Source organism: Pseudomonas sp. Irchel s3b5, assembly GCF_900187435.1.
Classification (GTDB): Bacteria; Pseudomonadota; Gammaproteobacteria; order Pseudomonadales; family Pseudomonadaceae; genus Aquipseudomonas.
The window spans coordinates 42,851-62,202 of the sequence record NZ_FYDY01000022.1 but is presented as its reverse complement, the minus strand read 5'-3'; the positions used below and the strand labels follow the sequence as shown (position 1 = coordinate 62,202).

Below are 19,352 nucleotides of genomic sequence, written 5' to 3'. Positions count from 1 at the left end.
GTGGGTTGGGCTTCATCGTTTGACTAGGCTATAAGTCTCGCGGGGCAGTGTTAAATCAACCGGGTCACCAAGGGCGGAACATGGCGGTCAAGGCAGCAAAAATCAGTGTGTACGCCTGGGAAGGTACGGACCGCAAAGGCACGAAAGTCACCGGCGAGCTCAACGGGCAGGCCCCCGCGCTGATCAAGGCGCAATTGCGCAAGCAAGGCATCACCCCGGGCAAGGTGCGCAAGAAAACGCCGTCGCTTTTCAGCATGGGCAAGCGCATCAACGCCCGGGACATTGCGCTGTTCACCCGGCAAATGGCGACGATGATGAAGGCCGGCGTGCCGTTGCTGCAGTCGTTCGACATCATCGCTGAAGGCTTCGATAACCCGGCCATGCGCAGCCTCGTGGACGATTTGAAACAAGACGTCGCGGCCGGAAATAGCTTCGCCGCTGCCCTGCGCAAGAAACCTCAATATTTCGATGATCTGTACTGCAACCTGGTGGACGCCGGTGAGCAGGCCGGCGCCCTGGACACCCTGCTGGAGCGCGTTGCGACCTACAAGGAAAAAAGCGAGAGCCTCAAGGCCAAGATCAAGAAAGCCATGACCTACCCGCAGGTGGTGGTGTTAGTTGCGGCCATTGTCACCGGGATTCTCCTGGTCAACGTGGTGCCGCAGTTCGAATCCGTATTCAAGGGCTTTGGCGCTGAACTGCCGGCGTTCACGGTGATGGTCATCGGCCTGTCGCAATTCATGCAGGCCTGGTGGTGGGCGGTGCTTGGCGGCTTGCTCAGTGCGGTCTTCGGTGTGCGCCACGCGGTCAAGACGTCCCGGGGCTTTCGCGAGCGAATGGACGCCTGGCAGCTGAAGCTGCCGCTGGTGGGCACCTTGATGTACAAGTCCGCCGTGGCCCGATTTGCCCGCACGTTGTCGACCACCTTCGCCGCTGGCGTGCCGTTGGTGGAGGCCTTGGGGTCCGTGGCCGGCGCGACCGGCAACATCGTGTTCAAGCGTGCCGTGCTGCGCATCAAACAAGACATTTCGACCGGCATGCAATTGAATTTCGCCATGCGCACAAGCGGTGTGTTTCCGAGCATGGCGATTCAAATGACCGCCATCGGTGAAGAGTCCGGCGCGCTGGACGCTATGCTCGACAAGGTCGCCGGGTTCTACGAGGACGAGGTCGACAACATGGTCGATAACCTCACCAGTCTGATGGAGCCATTCATCATGGTGGTCCTGGGTGTTATCGTCGGCGGACTGGTAGTTGCCATGTACCTGCCCATCTTCCAACTCGGCTCAGCGATCTGACATGCCCTTGAACGACATTCTGACGCTTCACCCGCAGGCCTTCGTCATCGTTGCCGGGCTGATCGGCCTGCTGGTCGGCAGTTTCCTCAATGTGGTGATCTGGCGCCTGCCGAAAATGCTCGAACGCGACTGGCGCATGCAAGCCCATGACATTCTCGGGCTGGCCGATGAACCATCGCTGCCGACCTACAACCTGATGCTGCCGCATTCTGAATGCCCGCACTGCGGACACCGGATCCGCGCTTGGGAAAACATTCCGCTGCTCAGTTTTCTGTTTCTGCGGGGACGCTGCTCGGCCTGCTCGGCACCGATCAGCAAACGCTATCCGCTGACTGAACTGGCCTGCGCCCTGTTATCGGCCTTCATCGCCTGGCATTTCGGGTTCGGATGGGCGGCTTGCATGGTGCTGGTCTTGACCTGGGGCTTGCTGGCGATGAGCCTGATTGATGCCGAACATCAGATACTGCCGGATGTTCTGGTACTGCCATTGATGTGGCTGGGGCTGATCGTCAACAGCTTTGGCCTGTTCGTGCCATTGCAAACCGCGCTATGGGGCGCAATCGCTGGCTATACGACGCTGTGGTCGATGTTCTGGCTGTTCAAGCTGATCACCGGCAAGGATGGCATGGGTCACGGCGATTTCAAGCTGTTGGCGATGCTGGGGGCCTGGGGAGGCTGGCAGATCCTGCCGATGACCATCCTGTTGTCCTCGCTGGTGGGGGCCATTCTGGGGTTGATCAGCCTGCGCCTTCGCAACGAAAAAACCTCGACGCCGATCCCTTTTGGCCCCTATCTGGCAATTGCCGGCTGGATTGCCTTGCTCTGGGGTGGTCAAATAACCGGCTTCTATTGGCAGTCTGTCGGTTTGAAATGAATACCCCTGTGGAAAAACCCTGGATTCTCGGTCTGACCGGCGGCATCGGCAGCGGCAAAAGCGCGGCCGCCCAACACTTCATCGACTTGGGCGTGCACGTGGTCGACGCCGATCATGCTGCCCGCTGGGTGGTGGAGCCGGGGCGTCCGGCACTGGTGCAAATTGCCGAACACTTTGGCCCCGGCGTGCTGCAAGCCGATGGGCAACTGGACCGCGCCGCACTGCGCAAGCTGATCTTTGAAGTGCCGGATGAACGCCTTTGGCTGGAAGCCTTGCTGCATCCGCTGATCGGCGAGGAGATTGCTCACCACCTGGCGCAGGCAAAATCACCGTATGCGATCCTGGTTTCGCCACTGCTGATCGAGTCCGGACAGTACGCCATGACGCAGCGAGTGCTGGTCATCGATGCTCCCGAACAGCTCCAGATCGAACGCACCCGTCAGCGTGACCAGACCAGTGAACAGCAAGTCCAGGCGATCCTCAAGGTGCAGTCCAGCCGTCAGGATCGCGTGAGCCATGCCGACGACGTCGTGGTCAATGACCGTGACCTCGCCTGGCTGCACAGCGAGGTCGAACGCCTGCATCACTTTTATCTTACTTTGCGTGGAGGCCAGTCATGAGCCAACCAACAACCGTCGAATGCCCGACCTGCGGCGCCCCTGTGGAATGGACTGCCGAAAGCAAATTCCGGCCCTTCTGCTCCGACCGTTGCAAACTGATCGACCTGGGCGCCTGGGCGTCGGAAGAACACAAAATCCCGGTGGCACCCGATGCCGAGGACGAAATGTTCAGCGGTGATTTCGACCCGCGTCACTGATCCATCGAGTGGGCGATCCCAGGCCTTGATGTCGATCAGGGCTTGGGATCGTCGTCGTTCCACGGCGCCGAGAGGTAGCGTGTGCGGTTGAACGTTTCAAGCCACTCAGGGCAAAACACCACCAGCGCACTGACGATCATGCCGTTGATAAACGCTTCGGGAAAAATGATCAGCCACAGGTAACCGACAAAATCTTCCAGCCAGTACGGCATGGCAAAACGCTCGTCGAACCACAGCAGCCAAAGCGCCAGCAGCAGGCACAGCAACGCCGATAGCGCGGCGGCAAAGAAACCGGAAACGAAGATATACACAAAGGGATTTCGCGGCTGTGCCCGCTCCACCAGGATCGCGCAACACTCGGTGACCAGCACCGGCAACGCAATCAGCAGCGCGCCATTGACCCCGACGGCCGCCAGGTCCTGACGCCCGAGCAGCACCAGCCCCATTTGTGCAACCAACCCGCCGACCAGCGCCAAGGGCCAGTCCAGCAGTAGCGTCACCGCTGTCATGCCGATGAAGTGGTAAGACACGCCGGTATCGAAGTCGCGCCGCACCAGCCACAACAGAAACAGCGCGAACACCGTTCCAAACAGCAGATGCTGACGCCGGCTGTCGGTGAACAATTCAACCCACGGTGCGCGACAGATCGCCCAGATCAACACCGGCACATAGATCAGCCAGCCGACCGCAAGGGTCTGCGATGACAGCAACTCTGCACCGATCATGGCTATGCGCGCCTCCTGAGCGAAAAACAACAGACCCTCAGTCTACACCGCCCCTCGCCTGCCCTTCGACTTCAAGCCCAGTGCGCGGATCGTTCATCGGGATCCATAAGCCTCCTTCGAACGGTGATTGTTACGTTTCATGTAAGGCTGCATCCGCCGTTCGCCCCTTTATCCGTGGGTGGCAAAGACTAAAATTCAAACATCGAAACCGACACGGAGCACGCCAACATGAAAACGTTGATCAGCCTGTTGCTGACAGTCATCGCCACCTCGGCCATGGCCGCCGACAACGCCCCTCTCGCGGGCCAGTACAACCCCGCGCAGCCACTGGACATCGCCAAGGTGGTTTCGGTGTCGGACACCGCAACCGCGTGCGGGGTTGTACCGGCGACCATGGAGTACGTCGATCATCAGGGCCAGACCCACCGCGTGATCTACAACGTCATCGGTGATTGCACCAGCAGCCTGTGATCAATGGCTCACAGCAAGGTCCACGTATAGCTGAGGATCAAGCGGTTCTCGTCGATATCACTGCGGTAGTTTGAGCGCGCCATCGCGTTGCGCACACGGATGCCAAGGCCTTTGAGGCTGCCGCTCTGCAACACATAGCCGACGTCCAGGTCACGCTCGCGATCCTTGCCTTCAAACCCCTTGCCAGTATCGACATTGTTGCCGCTGATGTAGCGCACTGTGCTGGTCAGCCCCGGTACGCCGAGCGCCGCGAAGTCGTAGTCGTAGCGCGCTTGCCAGGAGCGCTCATCGGTATAGGCGAACTCGTACGTCGGCACTTCATTGCCCAGCGGCGAGATGTTGGCGAATACCCGTGGAAACGCGCTGTCACCGAACATGCCCTGATAGCCGACGTAAAGCGTGTGGCCGCCACGCTTGGCCGACAGCAACGAGAAGAACGCCTGGTTGTCGATGTTGCCCAGCAGTTTTTTGCCGTCCTCTCGCGAGTCGTAGTAACCGAGGTTGGCGCCGAAGACCCAGTCGCCCACCGGCTCACTGTGCTTTAAACCGAGAAAACGCTGGTTGTAGATATCTTCCAATTGCCCGTACCAGGCGCTGACCGTGCTGCGTTTGTCGTTGAACGCATAATCAGCGCCGGCAAAATTGAAACCGTCACTGCTGACCTGACGCTGCGGCACATGACCCAGCATCGCTTGCATCTTTTCGTCGCCCGCCTCGTTGCGCAGGCTGGTTGAACTCAAATGACCACCTTGCAGCGTCAGGCCATTGATCTCGTTGGAGGTGATGCTTGCGCCCTGATAACTCGGTGGCAGCAGGCGAATATCGCTGAATGCCAACACCGGCAGATTGGGTTGCAGCTCACCGACTTTCAGCTCGGTTTTGGAGTAGCGCATCTTCAACGCGCCTTCCAGACGGCTGTAGTTGTCCGCCGCCCGGCCGTCGTCCTGCACCGGCAGCAAACCGGTATTGACCCGGTCCGGGCTGCTATCGAGCTTGAGGCCGAGCAGGCCGATGACGTCCACACCCAACCCGACGGCGCCCTGCGTGTACCCGGACTTCACGTTGAGAATGAAGCCTTGCGCCCACTCTTCTGCCTTCGATTGCTGGTTAGCGCCGACGATGTCGGAGTAGTCGCGACTGAAGTAATAATTGCGTGCCTGCAACGTCGCCGTGGTGTCTTCGATAAAGCCTTTTTCGGCCGCCATCGTGCCGGTGGAGAAACTCGAGACGACAGCCAGGGACAACGCTGAACCGGTTGTTGGGAGAATCTGTTTCATCGTTTTTCTCTTGTTGTTATTTTTCGACTGGTTGAAGGACTTCAGGTGCAGTGGATTTACGAGGGAGGACGGGACGACGGGCGCTCAAAAGCACATGGGTGACCATGCCGAAAATCAGCCCCCAGAATGCCGCAGACAAACCGAACAACGACATGCCCGACGCCGTGACCAGAAAGGTCACCAGCGCGGCTTCGCGATCGCTCGGCACCGCCATCGCGCCCGTCAACGCGCCAGCAATGGCGGCAAACAAGGCCAGCCCGGCCAGTGCCGCGATCAGCTCTTTGGGGAACGCTGAAAACAGCGAGACCAATGTGGCGCCGAAGATCCCCAGCAGCAGGTAACACAGCCCGCCGACGACCCCGGCCACGTAGCGTTTACGAGGATCTTCGTGGGCTTCGCGACCGGTGCAGATCGCCGCAGTGATCGCCGCCAGATTCAGTCCATGGCAACCAAACGGTGCCAACAGTGCCGTGCCCAGCGCGCTGCTGGCGATGATCGGGCTCGCCGGCGTTGGGTATCCGCTGGCACGCAGCACCGCCATACCGGGCACGAACTGACCGGTCAGCGCCACCATCACCAACGGCAAGGCGATGTTCAGGATCGCGCCCAGGCTGAACGCCGGCGTGATCCACACCGGTGTGGCCAGGCCGATCACCAGCGCCTCACGATGCAAATCACCGGAGATCGCGGCAATCGAGCACCCCACCAACAACACCATCATCACCGCATAACGCGGCATCACACGCTTGCAGATCAGGTACGTGGCAAACATCGCCAGGACCAGCATCGGCTTGTGCTGCATCGACACGAACAACCCGGTGCCGAAACTGAACAGGATCCCCGCCAGCATCGCCGCGGCGATGGCGGAGGGCAGCTTGCTGATGATCCGGTCGAAAGCGCCCGAGATGCCCACCACGAAAATGATCAGGCTGCTGACCAGATAAGCCCCCACCGCTTCTGCCATGGAGATGTCCGGCAATAGCGTCACCAACAACGCCGAGCCCGGCGCCGACCAGGCGATGATCACCGGAACGCGGTAGCGCAGGCTCAAACCGATACCGAGCACAGCGCTGCCAATGGAGATCGCCCAGATCCAGGACGACAACACTTCTCGCGAAAGATGTGCCGCTTCTGCCGCCTGAAAGATGATCACCAACGGACCGGCATAGGAAATCACCGTGGCAATGAATCCAGCCACGGCGGCTGACAACGAGAAGTCCTGGAAAAACGCTTTCATGATTTCAGGCACCGGTCGCTGAGAGAGCCGGGTTGACGCCAGCGGCGCTGCGTCGGCTGCTGATGGCGAACACGGTCATGGCCAGGGCCGCTACAGCACCGGGCAAGGCAAACGCCATGAAGTTCAGTTGCAGGGGCAAGCTGATCCCGAGCAGGGCACCACCCAGCAGCGGACCGACGATGGCCCCGTTGCGCCCGATGCCCGACGCCCAGCCCAGACCGGTAGAACGAATCGTCATCGAATAAAACTGCGCGGCGCAGGCGTACAAAAGAATCTGCGAGCCAATGGTGGTGGCACCCGCAATGGCGATCAGCAGGTACAACACCGGCATCGGGCTGTTGAAGCCCAACAGCGTGATCGACACCGCCGCCATGGCGAAAAACACCGCCAGCACTTTCGGCAGATTGAGTTTGTCGCCCAACACCCCGCCGCCGACCGCGCCGAAGATCGCACCGAAGTTCAACACCAGCAGGAACGACAGGCTCGAACCCAGGCTGTAACCGGCGTTGGCCATCAGTTTCGGCAACCAGGAACTCAGCGCGTACACCATCAACAGGCAGCAGAAAAACGCCAGCCACAGCATCAGCGTGCGCAGCGCGCGGCCTTCACGGAACAACTGCAACACCGGGGTGCCCGTACCTTTCACTTCGGCCATGTGCAATTGATCAGACGTTTGCGCGACGTAGGCCGGATCGATGCGCTGAAGAATGTTTCGCGCTTCTTCATTACGCCCCTGACGCAACATGAAGCCCACCGATTCGGGCAGGAAATACATGATCAGCGGCAACAACAGCAACGGCAGGACCGCCACGTAAAACACCGACTGCCAGCCGAAACTCGGGATCAGCACAATGCCCAGCCCGGCGGACAGCATGCCGCCCACCGAGTAACCGCTGAACATGATCGCGACCAGCGTGCTGCGGATTTTTTTCGGCGCGTACTCGTTCATCAGCGCCACCACGTTAGGCATCACGCCGCCAATGCCGAGCCCGGCAATGAAGCGACAGAGACCGAACTCCGTGGGGTTGCGGGCAAATCCGTTGAGCACCGTGAAACCACTGAAGAGCATCACGCAGATCGTGATGGCTTTCTTGCGGCCGATCCTGTCCGACAGCGGTCCGAAGAACAGCGCGCCGAACATCATGCCGAACAGTGCATAGCTGCCCAGTGCACCGGCTTGCAGAGGACTGAGCCCCCACTCTTTCATCAGCATCGGCAAAACCACGCCATAGATCACCAGATCGTAACCGTCGAAGATGATGATCAGGGCACACCAGAACAGCACCATCCAGTGAAAACGGTTGAAGCGAGCGTTGTCGATAACCTCATGTACGTCGATCTTGCGCATGGCATATATCTCTTGTTGTTGTTTTTTTAGAGCGTCGGTAACACGGCTTACGTCCGTACAGCCGAGGGTAGAGCCGCCCGACACGTGGCAATAGCCAGTGAGCGCAGATCACTATCCGTTTTGTGCAGAGCCCTGAAACGGGCATGGGAGCGGAAGGCTATGAGCCTCTGCGAGAAAATTGTCTTCTTTGCGATCACATTTGAACGCTAAGCTTGGGCCTATGGATGACTCAGATTATTTACGCCTGCTGACCATCGCGGCCGAGCAAGCCAACGCGTTCCTGTCCAATGCCCGCAAATGGGAGCGTGAGCGTTGGGTCTGCCAGCGCCTGTTGCAAGGCTTGAACATCCCCTACCGCGCCGACGAGTTCGCCCCTGCCGGGGAGCCGCCGGACGTGCTGTTTCGCGACGCCAACTTCGAAGTGTTCTTTGTGCTCGATGAAGGCCGGCGCCTCAACGATGAATGGCGCGACGAACTGCAACGTCGACGCAGCGCGTTTTCCCTGAGCCAATTGGTGCGCCGCGAGGCCAAGCCACGACGCATTCCCGCCAACGAGTTCCTGCTGCGACTGGCGCCGACCTTGCGCAAAAAAGCCCACAACTACAAAGAACGCGGCATGGACCTGGGCGAGCTGGACATCATCGCCTTCGCCAGCCTCAAGCGAGAGGTGCTGGACCTCAACAGCCACTTCCCTCCACCCACTGAATATCTGCGCCAGGGCTGGAGATCGTTGTCGCTAGTCGGCCCAACGTTCGCCCGCGTGCTGTTCGCCCACCCGGAGGCACCGGATTTCCTGCGCAGCAACTTGGGGCGCAGCATTGTGTTCGACGTCGGAATCAGCCTGTGAGCCCATTGCAGCAACTGATTGCCGACGTGCCGCAACAAGGGCGCGTGCGCTGGATTGGCGTACGCCCCCAATCACATACGCAGATGATTGAACTGGACGCCGTGGAAGCACGACTTGAAGCCGGCCTGACGGGCGATCACGCCCGCCCCGGCGTGCGTAATGCGCGGCAGGTGACACTCATTCAGTGGGAACATCTGGCCGTGATCAGTTCGCTGCTGGGCCGTGCCCAGGATCATCCGGTCGGGCCTGAAGATCTGCGGCGCAATCTCGTTATCAGTGGGATCAACCTGTTCAGCCTCAAGGGTCGGCGATTTCGCATCGGCCAGGCGATTTTCGAAACCACCGGTTGGTGCCAACCCTGCGCGCGCCTTGAAAACAACCTCGGCCCCGGCACCTTCCAGGCCGTGCGGGGGCATGGCGGAATCACCGCCCGGGTGTTACAAAGTGGCATCATTCGCCTGGACGATACAGTGAGCGTCGAGCCTGTTCCGGACAGCGGCTATGCTGCGTTCAACCCCGGGTAAAACCCCTGTAGCTTCTACACATTTAGCAACGTCTACTGACGAGGCCCAAATATGACCAGCCGCCTGAACCCCGACGACCAGAAACATGTCGAAGAGTACCTGCACTTGTCCCAGCACCAAGTCGAGCGCCGGCCTTTCCGGCCGTGGATGCTCCTTGTACTGGTCCTGGCAGTGACCATTGGTCTGGGCCTGTTGAGCCGACTTATCAGTTACCTGACGCTATGAGCTGCCTTGCGCTCGCTTGGGTAACGACAAAGATTTCCTTTAGCCTTGCGAGTTATCCCCATGTCCCATCGTATTGTTATTGTCGGCGGCGGCGCCGGCGGTCTGGAGTTGGCTACCCGCCTGGGTAAGACTCTGGGCAAGCGCGGCACGGCCAGCGTGATGCTGGTCGACGCGAACCTGACTCACATCTGGAAACCGTTGTTGCACGAAGTGGCGGCCGGTTCCCTGAACTCCTCCGAAGACGAACTCAACTATGTAGCCCAGGCGAAATGGAACCACTTCGAGTTCCAGCTGGGGCGCATGAGCGGGCTTGATCGTGCGAACAAGAAAATCCAGCTCGCCGCCACTTATGACGAAGCCGGTCTGGAATTGGTACCCGCACGTGAAGTGCCTTACGACTCGCTGGTGATTTCCGTCGGCAGCACCACCAATGATTTCGGCACTCAAGGTGCGGCGCAGCATTGCCTGTTCCTCGACACCCGCAAACAGGCCGAGCGCTTTCACCAACAACTGCTCAACCACTACCTGCGCGCCCATGCGGGGCAGACCGATACCGTCGAGCAGATCAGCGTAGCCATCGTCGGCGCCGGTGCCACCGGGGTCGAACTGGCCGCCGAACTGCACAACGCCGCTCACGAATTGGCGGCTTACGGTCTGGACCGAATCAAACCGGAAAACATGCACATCACCTTGATCGAAGCCGGCCCACGGGTATTACCCGCACTGCCGGAACGGATTGGTGGACCTGTGCATAAAACCCTGGAGAAGCTCGGGGTCAACGTCATGACCAATGCGGCGGTCAGTGAAGTCACGGCCGACAGCCTGATCACCGCCGATGGCAACGAGATCAAGGCCAGCCTGAAAGTCTGGGCAGCGGGGATTCGTGCACCGGGCTTCCTCAAGGACATCGATGGTCTGGAAACCAACCGCATCAATCAGCTGCAAGTGCTACCGACCCTGCAAACCACCCGCGACGAGAACATCTTCGCCTTCGGTGACTGCGCGGCCTGCCCGCAACCGGGCAGTGATCGCAACGTCCCGCCACGTGCTCAAGCGGCGCATCAGCAGGCTTCGTTGCTGGCCAAATCGCTGAAATTGCACATCGAAGGCAAAGCGCTGCCAGAGTACAAGTACACCGATTACGGCTCGCTGATCTCTCTGTCGCGTTTTTCGGCTGTGGGTAACTTGATGGGCAACCTCACCGGCAGCGTGATGCTCGAAGGCTGGCTGGCCCGGATGTTTTACGTGTCGCTGTACCGCATGCACCAGATGGCGCTGTACGGACCGTTCCGCACGGCGATGCTGATGCTGGGCAGCAAGATCGGGCGTGGCACCGAGCCACGCTTGAAACTGCACTAAGATCCGAGGGCCTCTTCGCTGGCAAGCCGGCTCCTACAGGACTGCATCGATCTTGTAGGAGTTGGCTTGCCAGCGAAGCTTCTCATGGGCGCCACAAAAAACCGGAACAAAAAAAATCCCCGTATCTTTCGATACGAGGATTTTTAATATGGTCGGGGTAAGGGGATTCGAACTCCTGACATCCTGCTCCCAAAGCAGGCGCGCTACCGGACTGCGCTATACCCCGGTAAAAAAAAGGCGACCTTTCAAAAGTCGCCTTCTTCGATCAGCGCTTTTGGCCTCTGATCTTAAGATTCGATTCCAGCGTTGACTGGTTTCAAAAATGGTGGGTCGTGTGGGATTCGAACCTACGACCAATTGGTTAAAAGCCAACTGCTCTACCAACTGAGCTAACGACCCAAAAATGGTCGGGGTAAGGGGATTCGAACTCCTGACATCCTGCTCCCAAAGCAGGCGCGCTACCGGACTGCGCTATACCCCGGTTTGAAATTGGCTCCGTGACCAGGACTCGAACCTGGGACCCAATGATTAACAGTCATTTGCTCTACCGACTGAGCTATCACGGAACTACACATTTCAATTTACAACTTTGAAGCTTTACTGCGTTCTCTTCGACCCGTTCGCATCGCTGCGTTCGTGTGTCTGAGGCGCGCTATTCTACAATCTTCAGCACCTCTGTCAACCCCCTAAATTGCTTTCAAGTTAATGATTTGCAACTTATTTTGGATTCCTGCTTGGGGAGCGGAAACCCTGGCGGGTGACTTACTGCGGGGCGCACTTTACAAGCCTTTTCCTTTGAGTTCAACAGCCTAACGAAAAAAAGGCCTCGCAATGCGAGGCCTTTTCGATTTTCCCGCGGTTATGGATCAAACGAATACGATTTCGTCGTTCTCCACCACACCGTGAGCGGTATCGCCCGGCATGAACCGACCGGACAGAATCAACTGCGCCAGCGGGTTCTCGATCCAGCGCTGGATCGCTCGTTTGAGCGGCCGTGCGCCGTACACCGGGTCGTAACCGACCGCAATCAGCTTATCCATCGCCTCGGGGCTGAGATCAAGCTTCAGCTCCCGTTCGGTCAGACGGCTGCGCAGACGACCCAACTGGATCTCGGTGATGCCTGCGATCTGATCCCGCGCCAAAGGCTCGAAGATCACCACTTCGTCGACCCGGTTGATGAACTCCGGCCGGAAGTGGCTGGAAAGCGCATCCATCACCGCCGCACGCTGCGCATCACGATCACCGACCAGTTCCTGGATCTGTACCGACCCCAGGTTGGAGGTCATGACAATCACGGTGTTCTTGAAATCCACCGTGCGGCCATGGCTGTCGGTCAGGCGACCGTCTTCAAGTACTTGCAGCAGGATGTTGAACACATCCGGGTGCGCCTTCTCGACTTCGTCCATCAGGATCACCGAGTAAGGCTTGCGACGCACCGCCTCGGTCAGGTAACCGCCCTCTTCATAACCAACATATCCTGGTGGCGCACCGATCAAGCGAGCCACGGAATGTTTCTCCATGAACTCGGACATGTCGATCCGCACCATCGCCTCTTCTGTATCAAAGAGGAATTCGGCCAGCGCCTTGCACAGCTCGGTTTTACCGACACCGGTCGGGCCGAGGAACATGAACGATCCGCTCGGCCGATTCGGGTCGGACAACCCGGCACGGGAACGCCGCACTGCGTTGGAAACGGCCACCACCGCTTCTTCCTGGCCGATCACACGTTGGTGCAACAGGCTTTCCATCTTCATCAGCTTGTCGCGCTCGCCTTCGAGCATCTTCGACACCGGAATACCGGTCCACTTCGACACGACTTCAGCGATCTCTTCTTCAGTCACCTTGCTGCGCAGCAACTGGTTCTCGCTTTTGCCGTGCTGGTCGACCATTTGCAGGCTGCGTTCCAAGTCCGGGATCACCCCGTACTGCAACTCGGCCATGCGGTTCAGGTCGCCTTTGCGGCGGGCGGATTCCAGTTCCTGACGGGACTGTTCGATCTTCTGCTGGATCTGCGCAGAGCCCTGAACCTCGGCTTTTTCCGAGTTCCAGATTTCTTCCAGATCCGAGTACTCACGCTCAAGCCGAGCGATTTCTTCCTGTAGTTTTTCCAGACGTTTCTTCGCCGCGTCGTCGCTTTCTTTCTTCAGCGCCTGGGATTCCACCTTCAGCTGAATCAGGCGACGTTCCAGACGGTCCAGCACTTCCGGCTTGGAATCGATCTCCATGCGGATGCGGCTGGCGGCCTCGTCGATCAGGTCGATGGCCTTGTCCGGCAACTGCCGGTCAGTGATGTAACGATGGCTGAGCTTGGCCGCCGCGATGATCGCACCGTCGGTGATCGCCACCTTGTGGTGAACCTCGTAGCGCTCTTTCAGGCCACGCAGGATCGCAATGGTGTCTTCTTCGCTCGGTTCGTCCACCAGTACTTTCTGGAAGCGCCGCTCAAGGGCCGCATCCTTCTCTATATATTGACGGTACTCGTTGAGCGTGGTCGCACCGACGCAATGCAACTCACCGCGCGCCAGGGCCGGTTTGAGCATGTTGCCTGCGTCCATCGAGCCTTCGCCTTTACCGGCGCCGACCATGGTGTGCAGTTCGTCGATGAACAGAATGATCTGCCCTTCCTGCTTCGACAGCTCATTGAGCAGGGATTTCAGGCGCTCTTCGAACTCACCGCGATATTTGGCACCGGCAATCAACGCCCCCATATCCAGGGACAGCAGGCGCTTGCCCTTCAAACCATCCGGCACTTCGCCATTGATGATGCGCTGGGCCAGGCCTTCGGCGATGGCGGTTTTACCCACGCCAGGCTCACCGATCAGCACCGGGTTGTTCTTGGTGCGGCGTTGCAGCACCTGGATTGTGCGGCGAATTTCGTCGTCACGGCCGATCACCGGATCAAGCTTGCCGTCTTCGGCGCGCTTGGTCAGGTCGACGGTGTACTTATCCAGCGCCTGACGCGACTCCTCATGGTTCGGGTCGTTGACGGCCTCGCCACCACGCAGGTTGTTGATCGCGTTTTCCAGGGCTTTCTTGCTCACGCCCTGGCCGAGCAACAGCTTGCCGAGCTTGCTGTTTTCGTCCATAGCGGCAAGCAGCACCAGCTCGCTGGAGATGAACTGGTCGCCTTTCTGCTGCGCCAGACGGTCGGCCTGATTCAGCAGGCGCGCCAGATCCTGCGACATGTTCACGTCACCGGTCGGGTTCTGGATTTTCGGTAGCTGGTCGAGCTCTTTGGTCAGCTCTTTACGCAGGCTGTTGATGTCGAAGCCCACCTGCATCAGCAGGGGCTTGATCGAACCGCCCTGCTGCTCGAGCAAAGCTTGCATCAAGTGCGCGGGCTCGATGGCCGGATGATCGAGGCCGACTGCCAGGGATTGGGCATCGGACAACGCTAACTGCAATTTGCTGGTTAAACGGTCTATACGCATGGGTCACCTTCCTTTTGAGCAGGCCGGACCTATAAAACGTCCTGAATGAAGAAACCTGCCAGATACCACAATAGATGAGGTCGATTCTGGGAGTTTCAAGCGTCGCGACGTTGATGCAGGTCAGGGAAGCTTAGTGGGCGAGCCAGATCAGGGAGGCGAACCGACCGGTGCGAGGGGCACGGCGGTAAGAAAAGAAACGCGGGTCGGTCACGGTGCAAAAACCGCCACCGAAGACAGCGGTGACGCCGCGAGCGACCAGACGCAGGCGTGCAAGCAGATAGATGTCAGCCATGAATTTGCCGGGGTTTTGACTCGGCACGAAGGCATCAGCCGCTTGCGGCAACTGCTGCACGAAGGTTTCGCGCACCTCAGGCCCCACTTCAAAAGCTTGCGGGCCGATAGCAGGGCCAAGCCAGACCAATACTTCGGCAGGTGGTACCGCCAGGCTGTCGAGGGTAGCTTCCAGTACACCCGCCGCCAGCCCACGCCAACCGGCATGGGCTGCTGCGACGCGAGTGCCGGCACGGTCACAAAACAACGCTGGCAGACAATCAGCCGTCATCGCCGTGCAGGCGATACCGGGTGTCGACGTCCAGCTGGCATCGGCCGTGACCACCCGGCTTGGGTCCGCATGGGCCACGACAGTGCCGTGGACCTGCTGCAGCCAGGCCGGTTGAATGGAGAAATGCTCGGTAAGACGACGGCGGTTTTCGGCGACAGCTTCGGGGCTGTCGTCGACATGATCGCCGAGATTGAGGCTGTCGAACGGCGCCAGACTGACGCCGCCCGCACGGGTGGTGACGCAGGCTTTGACCCCGGCCGGCGCGGGCCAGTCAGGAATCAGCCAGTCATTCATCCGATGAACGCCTCACGGTCTTGCTTGAGCAGGGTCAGCAACCAGACGAAATCTTCCGGCAACGGCGATTCCCAGCTCATGCGCACACCGGTCGTCGGATGATCCAGTTCCAGGAAACGCGCATGCAGCGCCTGACGCGGGAAGCTTTTCAGCGACTCGACCATGGTCGGGTTGGCGGCTGGCGGAATGCGGAAACGGCCGCCGTAGGCAGGATCTCCGACCAACGGGAAGTTGATGTGCGCCATGTGCACGCGAATCTGGTGCGTACGACCGGTTTCCAGCTTCACCCGCACGTGAGTGTGGGAGCGGAAACGCTCGAGCACACGGTAATGGCTGACGGCTTGCTTGCCACCTTCCATCACCGCCATGCGCTGGCGCTGCTGGCCGTGGCGACCGATCGGTGCATTGATCTTGCCACCGGCCGTCACCACACCAATCACGATGCACTCATAGATGCGGCTGACGCTACGGCTCTGCAACTGTGTAACCAGCTGCGTCTGCGCTTGAATGGTCTTGGCCACTACCATCAGACCGGTGGTGTCCTTGTCCAGACGATGCACGATACCGGCGCGGGGCACATTAATGATGTCCGGCACGTGGTGCAGCAAGGCGTTGAGCAGCGTGCCGTCGGCATGACCGGCAGCCGGATGCACCACCAGGCCCGCAGGCTTGTTGATCACCAGGATGTCGTCGTCTTCATAGACGATATCCAGGGCAATGTCTTGAGCGACCCATTCACCTTGAGCTTCCTGCTCGGCAGTCAACTCAAGGATGGCGCCGCCATGGACGATGTCTCGCGGGCGGATAACCGCCCCATCCACAGTCAGGCGGCCGTCTTTGATCCAGGCGGAAAGGCGCGAGCGCGAGTGCTCAGCGAATAATTGTGCGGCGACTTGATCGAGGCGTTGGCCGCCCAATTCGGACGGCACCTCTGCGCGAAGTTCAATTTTATCGGACATGCTCAGACTAGGCGTCGGCACAGCCTTTGGTTTCGGCTGCGCGCTTGTGGTTAAATACGGCGTCTTTTGCCCCGAGGCTATTCAACGGGGCGCTCATCATAACAGGACGGCCACGCCCAAGACAGCGGCCGTCATAGGGACGCAAGCCGCCATGCAAGTGAAACACCTGCTGCTGATCGCCATCCTCGCATTGACCGCTGCTTGCTCATCGAAGGAAGTCGTAGACGAAAACCTCAGTGAAGTGGAGCTGTACCAGCAGGCTCAAGCCGACCTGGACAATAGCAGCTACACCAGCGCCATCGCCAAGCTGAAGGCTCTGGAATCGCGTTATCCGTTCGGTCGCTATGCCGATCAGGCGCAACTCGAGCTCATCTACGCCAACTACAAGAACACCGAGCCAGAGGCTGCAAAGTCTGCTGCGGAGCGTTTCATTCGTTTGCACCCACAGCATCCGAACGTCGATTACGCTTACTACCTCAAGGGTCTGACTTCTTTCGATCAGGACGTCGGCCTGCTGGCGCGTTTCCTGCCGCTGGACATGACCAAGCGTGACCCGGGCGCCGCCCGCGACTCTTATAACGAGTTCGCCCAGCTGACCAGCCGCTTCCCGAACAGCCGCTACGCACCGGATGCCAAGCAGCGCATGATCTATCTGCGCAACCTGCTGGCCGCCTACGAAATTCACGTGGCCGACTACTACCTGACCCGTCAGGCTTATGTCGCCGCTGCGAACCGCGGTCGTTACGTGGTGGAAAACTTCCAGGAAACCCCTGCGGTCGGCGACGGCCTGGCAGTGATGACCGAGTCCTACATGCGCCTTCACCTGGATGAACTGGCCGCCACCAGCCTGGAAACCCTGAAGCTCAACTACCCGAACCACCCAAGTCTGGTAGATGGTCAGTTCGTACCGTCGGTGGCCGAAGCCGACAACCGTTCGTGGCTGAGCAAGGCGACCCTGGGTGTGATCGAGTCCCGTCCGCCGCTGCCACCAGGCGAAACCCGCGCCAACCAGGACGTGCAGCGGCAGTTCCAGGCCGCCAAGGACGCAATCCCTAGCGAGCTCAAGCCTAAAGACGCCGAAGGCGACGTGATCGAAGAAGAAAATCACGAGGCGGAAGGCAACAACGACGACCGTTCCTGGTTCAGCTACATGACCTTCGGTGTGTTCGACTGACACCTGGGTTGCATAAAAAGGGAGACTTTCGAGTCTCCCTTTTTTATTTCAGCGTTTTATTACGCTGTGCGCCTGCGAGGTCCTTGGCTAAACTGCCAACTCATCATTCAAAAAGCAGCTCACCATGCTTCGTCTATTGTTCTGGATTGCCCTGATTGCCGCAGCAGTATGGTTCTGGCGCAAGTTCAAGGGTCAGTCCTCTGCCCCAAAATCTCCTGGCGAGCGAGAAGCCGCGCCGATGGTCCGTTGCGCCCATTGCGGTGTACATCTGCCCCGCGACCGTGCCCTGAATCTGGAACAACAATGGTATTGCAGCCAGGCTCATCTTGAGCAAGGCCCAGGCTCCAGTGACCGCTGAGACAATCAGTCCCGGCGACAAACAGGCCAAGCGACTGCTGCGCCTCTATCATCTGTACCGTTTGACCATTGGCATCATCCTGGTGCTGATTTCCAGCGACATGGACAACCCACTGCTGACGTCTGCCAACGACGCTTTATTGCGCAGTGGCAGTTGGTTGTATCTGGCCCTGAATATTTTGCTGGTGGTGTTTCCCGGAAACACACGACGCCCCGGGCAAATGTTCAGTCTGGCGCTGATCGACGTTCTACTGCTCAGCGGCCTGTTCTACGCCGCCGGCGGTGTCGCCAGCGCCATTGGCAATCTCCTGATCGTCTCGGTGGCCATCAGCAATACCCTGTTGCGAAGGCGTCTCGGCCTGTTGATTGCCGCTGTCGGTGCTTTGGGCATTGGCGGTTTCAGCGTACTCCTGAGCCTCGATCATTCCGCCAGCGCCAATGATTACCTGCAAGTGGGTACGCTCGGCACCCTGTGCTTTGCAGCGGCATTGCTGGTGCAAGGCCTGACACGGCGCGTTGAAGTCAGCGAAACCCTGGCGCAACAGCGGGCCAGCGAAGTGGTCGGCCTCGAAACCCTCAATACCCTGATCCTGCAACGCATGCGCACCGGCATCCTGGTGCTCGACGAACGTCGATACGTGCAACTGGCCAACCACGGCGCCCTGAACCTGCTTGGTTGCGGCACCCTCGACGGCCGATCGATCGACGACTGCGCTCCAGCCCTGGTCGAGCGCCTGCAACGGTGGCTCGACAATCCGGTTCGTCGCCCCCAGAGCCTTAAAATCGAACGCACCGGCCTGGAGTTGCAACCGAACTTCATAGCGCTAGACCAAAGCCCACAACACCAGACGCTGGTCTTCCTCGAAGACCTTGCCCACATCGCACAGCAGGCCCAGCAATTGAAGCTCGCAGGCCTGGGCCGTTTGACCGCCAGCATCTCCCATGAAATCCGCAATCCGCTGGGCGCCATCAGTCATGCCGCACAACTGTTGCGCGAATCAGAGGAACTGAACGCTGCCGATCGCCGTCTGACGCAGATTATTCAAGATCACTCCCAGCGCATGAATCGTGTCATCGAAAACGTCCTGCAATTGTCCCGCCGCGAACAAACCGTGCCGCAACGGCTCGACCTGAAACCGTGGCTGGAGCACTTCGTGGCGCAGGCCCGCGAAGTAACAAGCCAGAACCAGCACATTCATCTGAACATCGGCGCCGGGGATTTCAAAACCCTGATGGACCCGAACCAGTTGAGCCAGATCCTCGATAACCTGTTGCGTAATGCCTGGCGCCACAGCAGCCAGGAGCAAGCGCAGGTTCGGCTTGATCTGTTCATCGACCGCGACAGCCAACTACCGACCCTCGACATCCTCGACAACGGCCCCGGAGTTGCCCCGGAGTTGCAAACGCATCTGTTTGAACCGTTTTTCACCACCAGCCCGCAAGGCACAGGCCTGGGGTTGTATCTGTCCCGTGAGCTGTGCGAAAGCAATCAGGCCCGCCTGGACTTCAAGCCACACCAAGAGGGCGGCTGCTTTCGCATCACCTTTGCTCACGGACGGAAACAAAGTTGAAC

The 19,352-nt window shown here is 59.3% G+C and carries 19 protein-coding genes and 4 tRNA genes; 12 read left to right on the top strand and 11 right to left on the bottom strand.

The features are described from left to right. Positions 1–80: 80 nt before the first annotated feature. Genes CKW15_RS20655 through yacG form a run of 4 tightly spaced genes read left to right on the top strand, consistent with a single transcriptional unit; the run spans position 81 to position 2,989 of the window. On the top strand, positions 81–1,298 hold the full coding sequence (locus CKW15_RS20655) for a type II secretion system F family protein (RefSeq protein ID WP_095057141.1): 1,218 nt from the start codon (positions 81–83) through the stop codon (positions 1,296–1,298). 1 nt (position 1,299) lies between these two features. Next, the gene (locus CKW15_RS20650) at positions 1,300–2,172 is read left to right on the top strand and encodes an A24 family peptidase (protein WP_095152628.1); all 873 of its coding nucleotides are present in this window, start codon (positions 1,300–1,302) and stop codon (positions 2,170–2,172) included. Next, the gene (gene coaE / locus CKW15_RS20645; protein WP_095057143.1) at positions 2,169–2,792 is read left to right on the top strand and encodes a dephospho-CoA kinase; all 624 of its coding nucleotides are present in this window, start codon (positions 2,169–2,171) and stop codon (positions 2,790–2,792) included. The genes CKW15_RS20650 and coaE overlap by 4 nt, the downstream gene beginning before the upstream one ends. Then, positions 2,789–2,989, top strand: a complete 201-nt coding sequence (yacG, locus tag CKW15_RS20640; protein ID WP_007970539.1) for a DNA gyrase inhibitor YacG — start codon at positions 2,789–2,791, stop codon at positions 2,987–2,989. Before coaE ends, yacG begins: the two co-directional genes overlap by 4 nt. Positions 2,990–3,024: 35 nt before the next feature. On the opposite strand, the gene CKW15_RS20635 is transcribed toward yacG, so the two are convergent. After that, positions 3,025–3,714: an energy-coupling factor ABC transporter permease gene (locus tag CKW15_RS20635; RefSeq protein ID WP_095057144.1), complete on the bottom strand. Its 690-nt coding sequence runs from the start codon at positions 3,712–3,714 to the stop codon at positions 3,025–3,027. A 228-nt stretch (positions 3,715–3,942) separates the two neighbouring features. Here CKW15_RS20635 and CKW15_RS20630 point away from each other — a divergent pair, with 228 nt between their 5' ends. After that, positions 3,943–4,185: a DUF2790 domain-containing protein gene (locus CKW15_RS20630; RefSeq protein WP_095152627.1), complete on the top strand. Its 243-nt coding sequence runs from the start codon at positions 3,943–3,945 to the stop codon at positions 4,183–4,185. A gap of 8 nt (positions 4,186–4,193) precedes the next feature. Here CKW15_RS20630 and CKW15_RS20625 read toward each other — a convergent pair whose 3' ends face one another. Genes CKW15_RS20625 through CKW15_RS20615 form a run of 3 tightly spaced genes read right to left on the bottom strand, consistent with a single transcriptional unit; the run spans position 4,194 to position 8,047 of the window. Further along, positions 4,194–5,462 (bottom strand): OprD family porin, encoded by a 1,269-nt coding sequence (locus CKW15_RS20625; protein ID WP_095057146.1) that lies wholly within the window; start codon positions 5,460–5,462, stop codon positions 4,194–4,196. 16 nt (positions 5,463–5,478) lie between these two features. Further along, on the bottom strand, positions 5,479–6,699 hold the full coding sequence (locus CKW15_RS20620; protein ID WP_095057147.1) for a benzoate/H(+) symporter BenE family transporter: 1,221 nt from the start codon (positions 6,697–6,699) through the stop codon (positions 5,479–5,481). Positions 6,700–6,703: 4 nt separating this feature from the next. Then, the gene (locus tag CKW15_RS20615; RefSeq protein ID WP_095057148.1) at positions 6,704–8,047 is read right to left on the bottom strand and encodes an aromatic acid/H+ symport family MFS transporter; all 1,344 of its coding nucleotides are present in this window, start codon (positions 8,045–8,047) and stop codon (positions 6,704–6,706) included. A 220-nt stretch (positions 8,048–8,267) separates the two neighbouring features. On the opposite strand from CKW15_RS20615, the gene CKW15_RS20610 reads away from it, so the two are divergent. Genes CKW15_RS20610 through CKW15_RS20595 form a run of 4 tightly spaced genes read left to right on the top strand, consistent with a single transcriptional unit; the run spans position 8,268 to position 11,002 of the window. Further along, positions 8,268–8,894 (top strand): DUF1780 domain-containing protein, encoded by a 627-nt coding sequence (locus tag CKW15_RS20610; RefSeq protein WP_095057149.1) that lies wholly within the window; start codon positions 8,268–8,270, stop codon positions 8,892–8,894. Then, entirely contained in the window at positions 8,891–9,418 is a 528-nt protein-coding gene (locus tag CKW15_RS20605) for an MOSC domain-containing protein (RefSeq protein WP_095057150.1), read from the top strand. Before CKW15_RS20610 ends, CKW15_RS20605 begins: the two co-directional genes overlap by 4 nt. Positions 9,419–9,469: 51 nt before the next feature. Further along, positions 9,470–9,643, top strand: a complete 174-nt coding sequence (locus CKW15_RS20600) for a DUF3094 domain-containing protein (protein ID WP_085718464.1) — start codon at positions 9,470–9,472, stop codon at positions 9,641–9,643. A gap of 60 nt (positions 9,644–9,703) precedes the next feature. Continuing rightward, positions 9,704–11,002 carry an NAD(P)/FAD-dependent oxidoreductase gene (locus CKW15_RS20595; RefSeq protein WP_095057151.1) on the top strand — a complete coding sequence of 433 codons (1,299 nt, stop codon included), beginning with the start codon at positions 9,704–9,706 and terminating at the stop codon, positions 11,000–11,002. Between the two features lie 149 nt (positions 11,003–11,151). Here the strand turns inward: CKW15_RS20595 and CKW15_RS20590 are convergent. From CKW15_RS20590 to rluD, 7 genes are all read right to left on the bottom strand, one after another. After that, positions 11,152–11,228, bottom strand: a tRNA-Pro gene (locus CKW15_RS20590). Positions 11,229–11,325: 97 nt separating this feature from the next. After that, a tRNA-Lys gene (locus CKW15_RS20585) sits at positions 11,326–11,401 on the bottom strand. A 5-nt stretch (positions 11,402–11,406) separates the two neighbouring features. Next, a tRNA-Pro gene (locus tag CKW15_RS20580) sits at positions 11,407–11,483 on the bottom strand. A 9-nt stretch (positions 11,484–11,492) separates the two neighbouring features. Further along, positions 11,493–11,568: transfer RNA gene (locus CKW15_RS20575), tRNA-Asn, on the bottom strand. Positions 11,569–11,868: 300 nt separating this feature from the next. Beyond that, positions 11,869–14,433, bottom strand: a complete 2,565-nt coding sequence (clpB, locus tag CKW15_RS20570; protein WP_095057152.1) for an ATP-dependent chaperone ClpB — start codon at positions 14,431–14,433, stop codon at positions 11,869–11,871. A gap of 130 nt (positions 14,434–14,563) precedes the next feature. Then, positions 14,564–15,289, bottom strand: coding sequence for a peptidoglycan editing factor PgeF (gene pgeF / locus CKW15_RS20565; RefSeq protein ID WP_095057153.1), 726 nt, complete (start codon positions 15,287–15,289; stop codon positions 14,564–14,566). Next, on the bottom strand, positions 15,286–16,248 hold the full coding sequence (gene rluD / locus CKW15_RS20560) for a 23S rRNA pseudouridine(1911/1915/1917) synthase RluD (RefSeq protein ID WP_095057154.1): 963 nt from the start codon (positions 16,246–16,248) through the stop codon (positions 15,286–15,288). The genes pgeF and rluD overlap by 4 nt, the downstream gene beginning before the upstream one ends. Positions 16,249–16,399: 151 nt before the next feature. Between rluD and CKW15_RS20555 the strand changes: the two genes are divergently transcribed. The 3 genes from CKW15_RS20555 (at position 16,400) to CKW15_RS20545 (ending at position 19,350) form a co-directional block, all read left to right on the top strand. Continuing rightward, positions 16,400–17,422: an outer membrane protein assembly factor BamD gene (locus CKW15_RS20555; RefSeq protein WP_095057155.1), complete on the top strand. Its 1,023-nt coding sequence runs from the start codon at positions 16,400–16,402 to the stop codon at positions 17,420–17,422. A gap of 124 nt (positions 17,423–17,546) precedes the next feature. Continuing rightward, the gene (locus tag CKW15_RS20550) at positions 17,547–17,780 is read left to right on the top strand and encodes a PP0621 family protein (RefSeq protein WP_082344551.1); all 234 of its coding nucleotides are present in this window, start codon (positions 17,547–17,549) and stop codon (positions 17,778–17,780) included. Then, positions 17,770–19,350: a PAS domain-containing sensor histidine kinase gene (locus CKW15_RS20545; protein ID WP_095057156.1), complete on the top strand. Its 1,581-nt coding sequence runs from the start codon at positions 17,770–17,772 to the stop codon at positions 19,348–19,350. The genes CKW15_RS20550 and CKW15_RS20545 overlap by 11 nt, the downstream gene beginning before the upstream one ends. Positions 19,351–19,352: the final 2 nt, after the last annotated feature.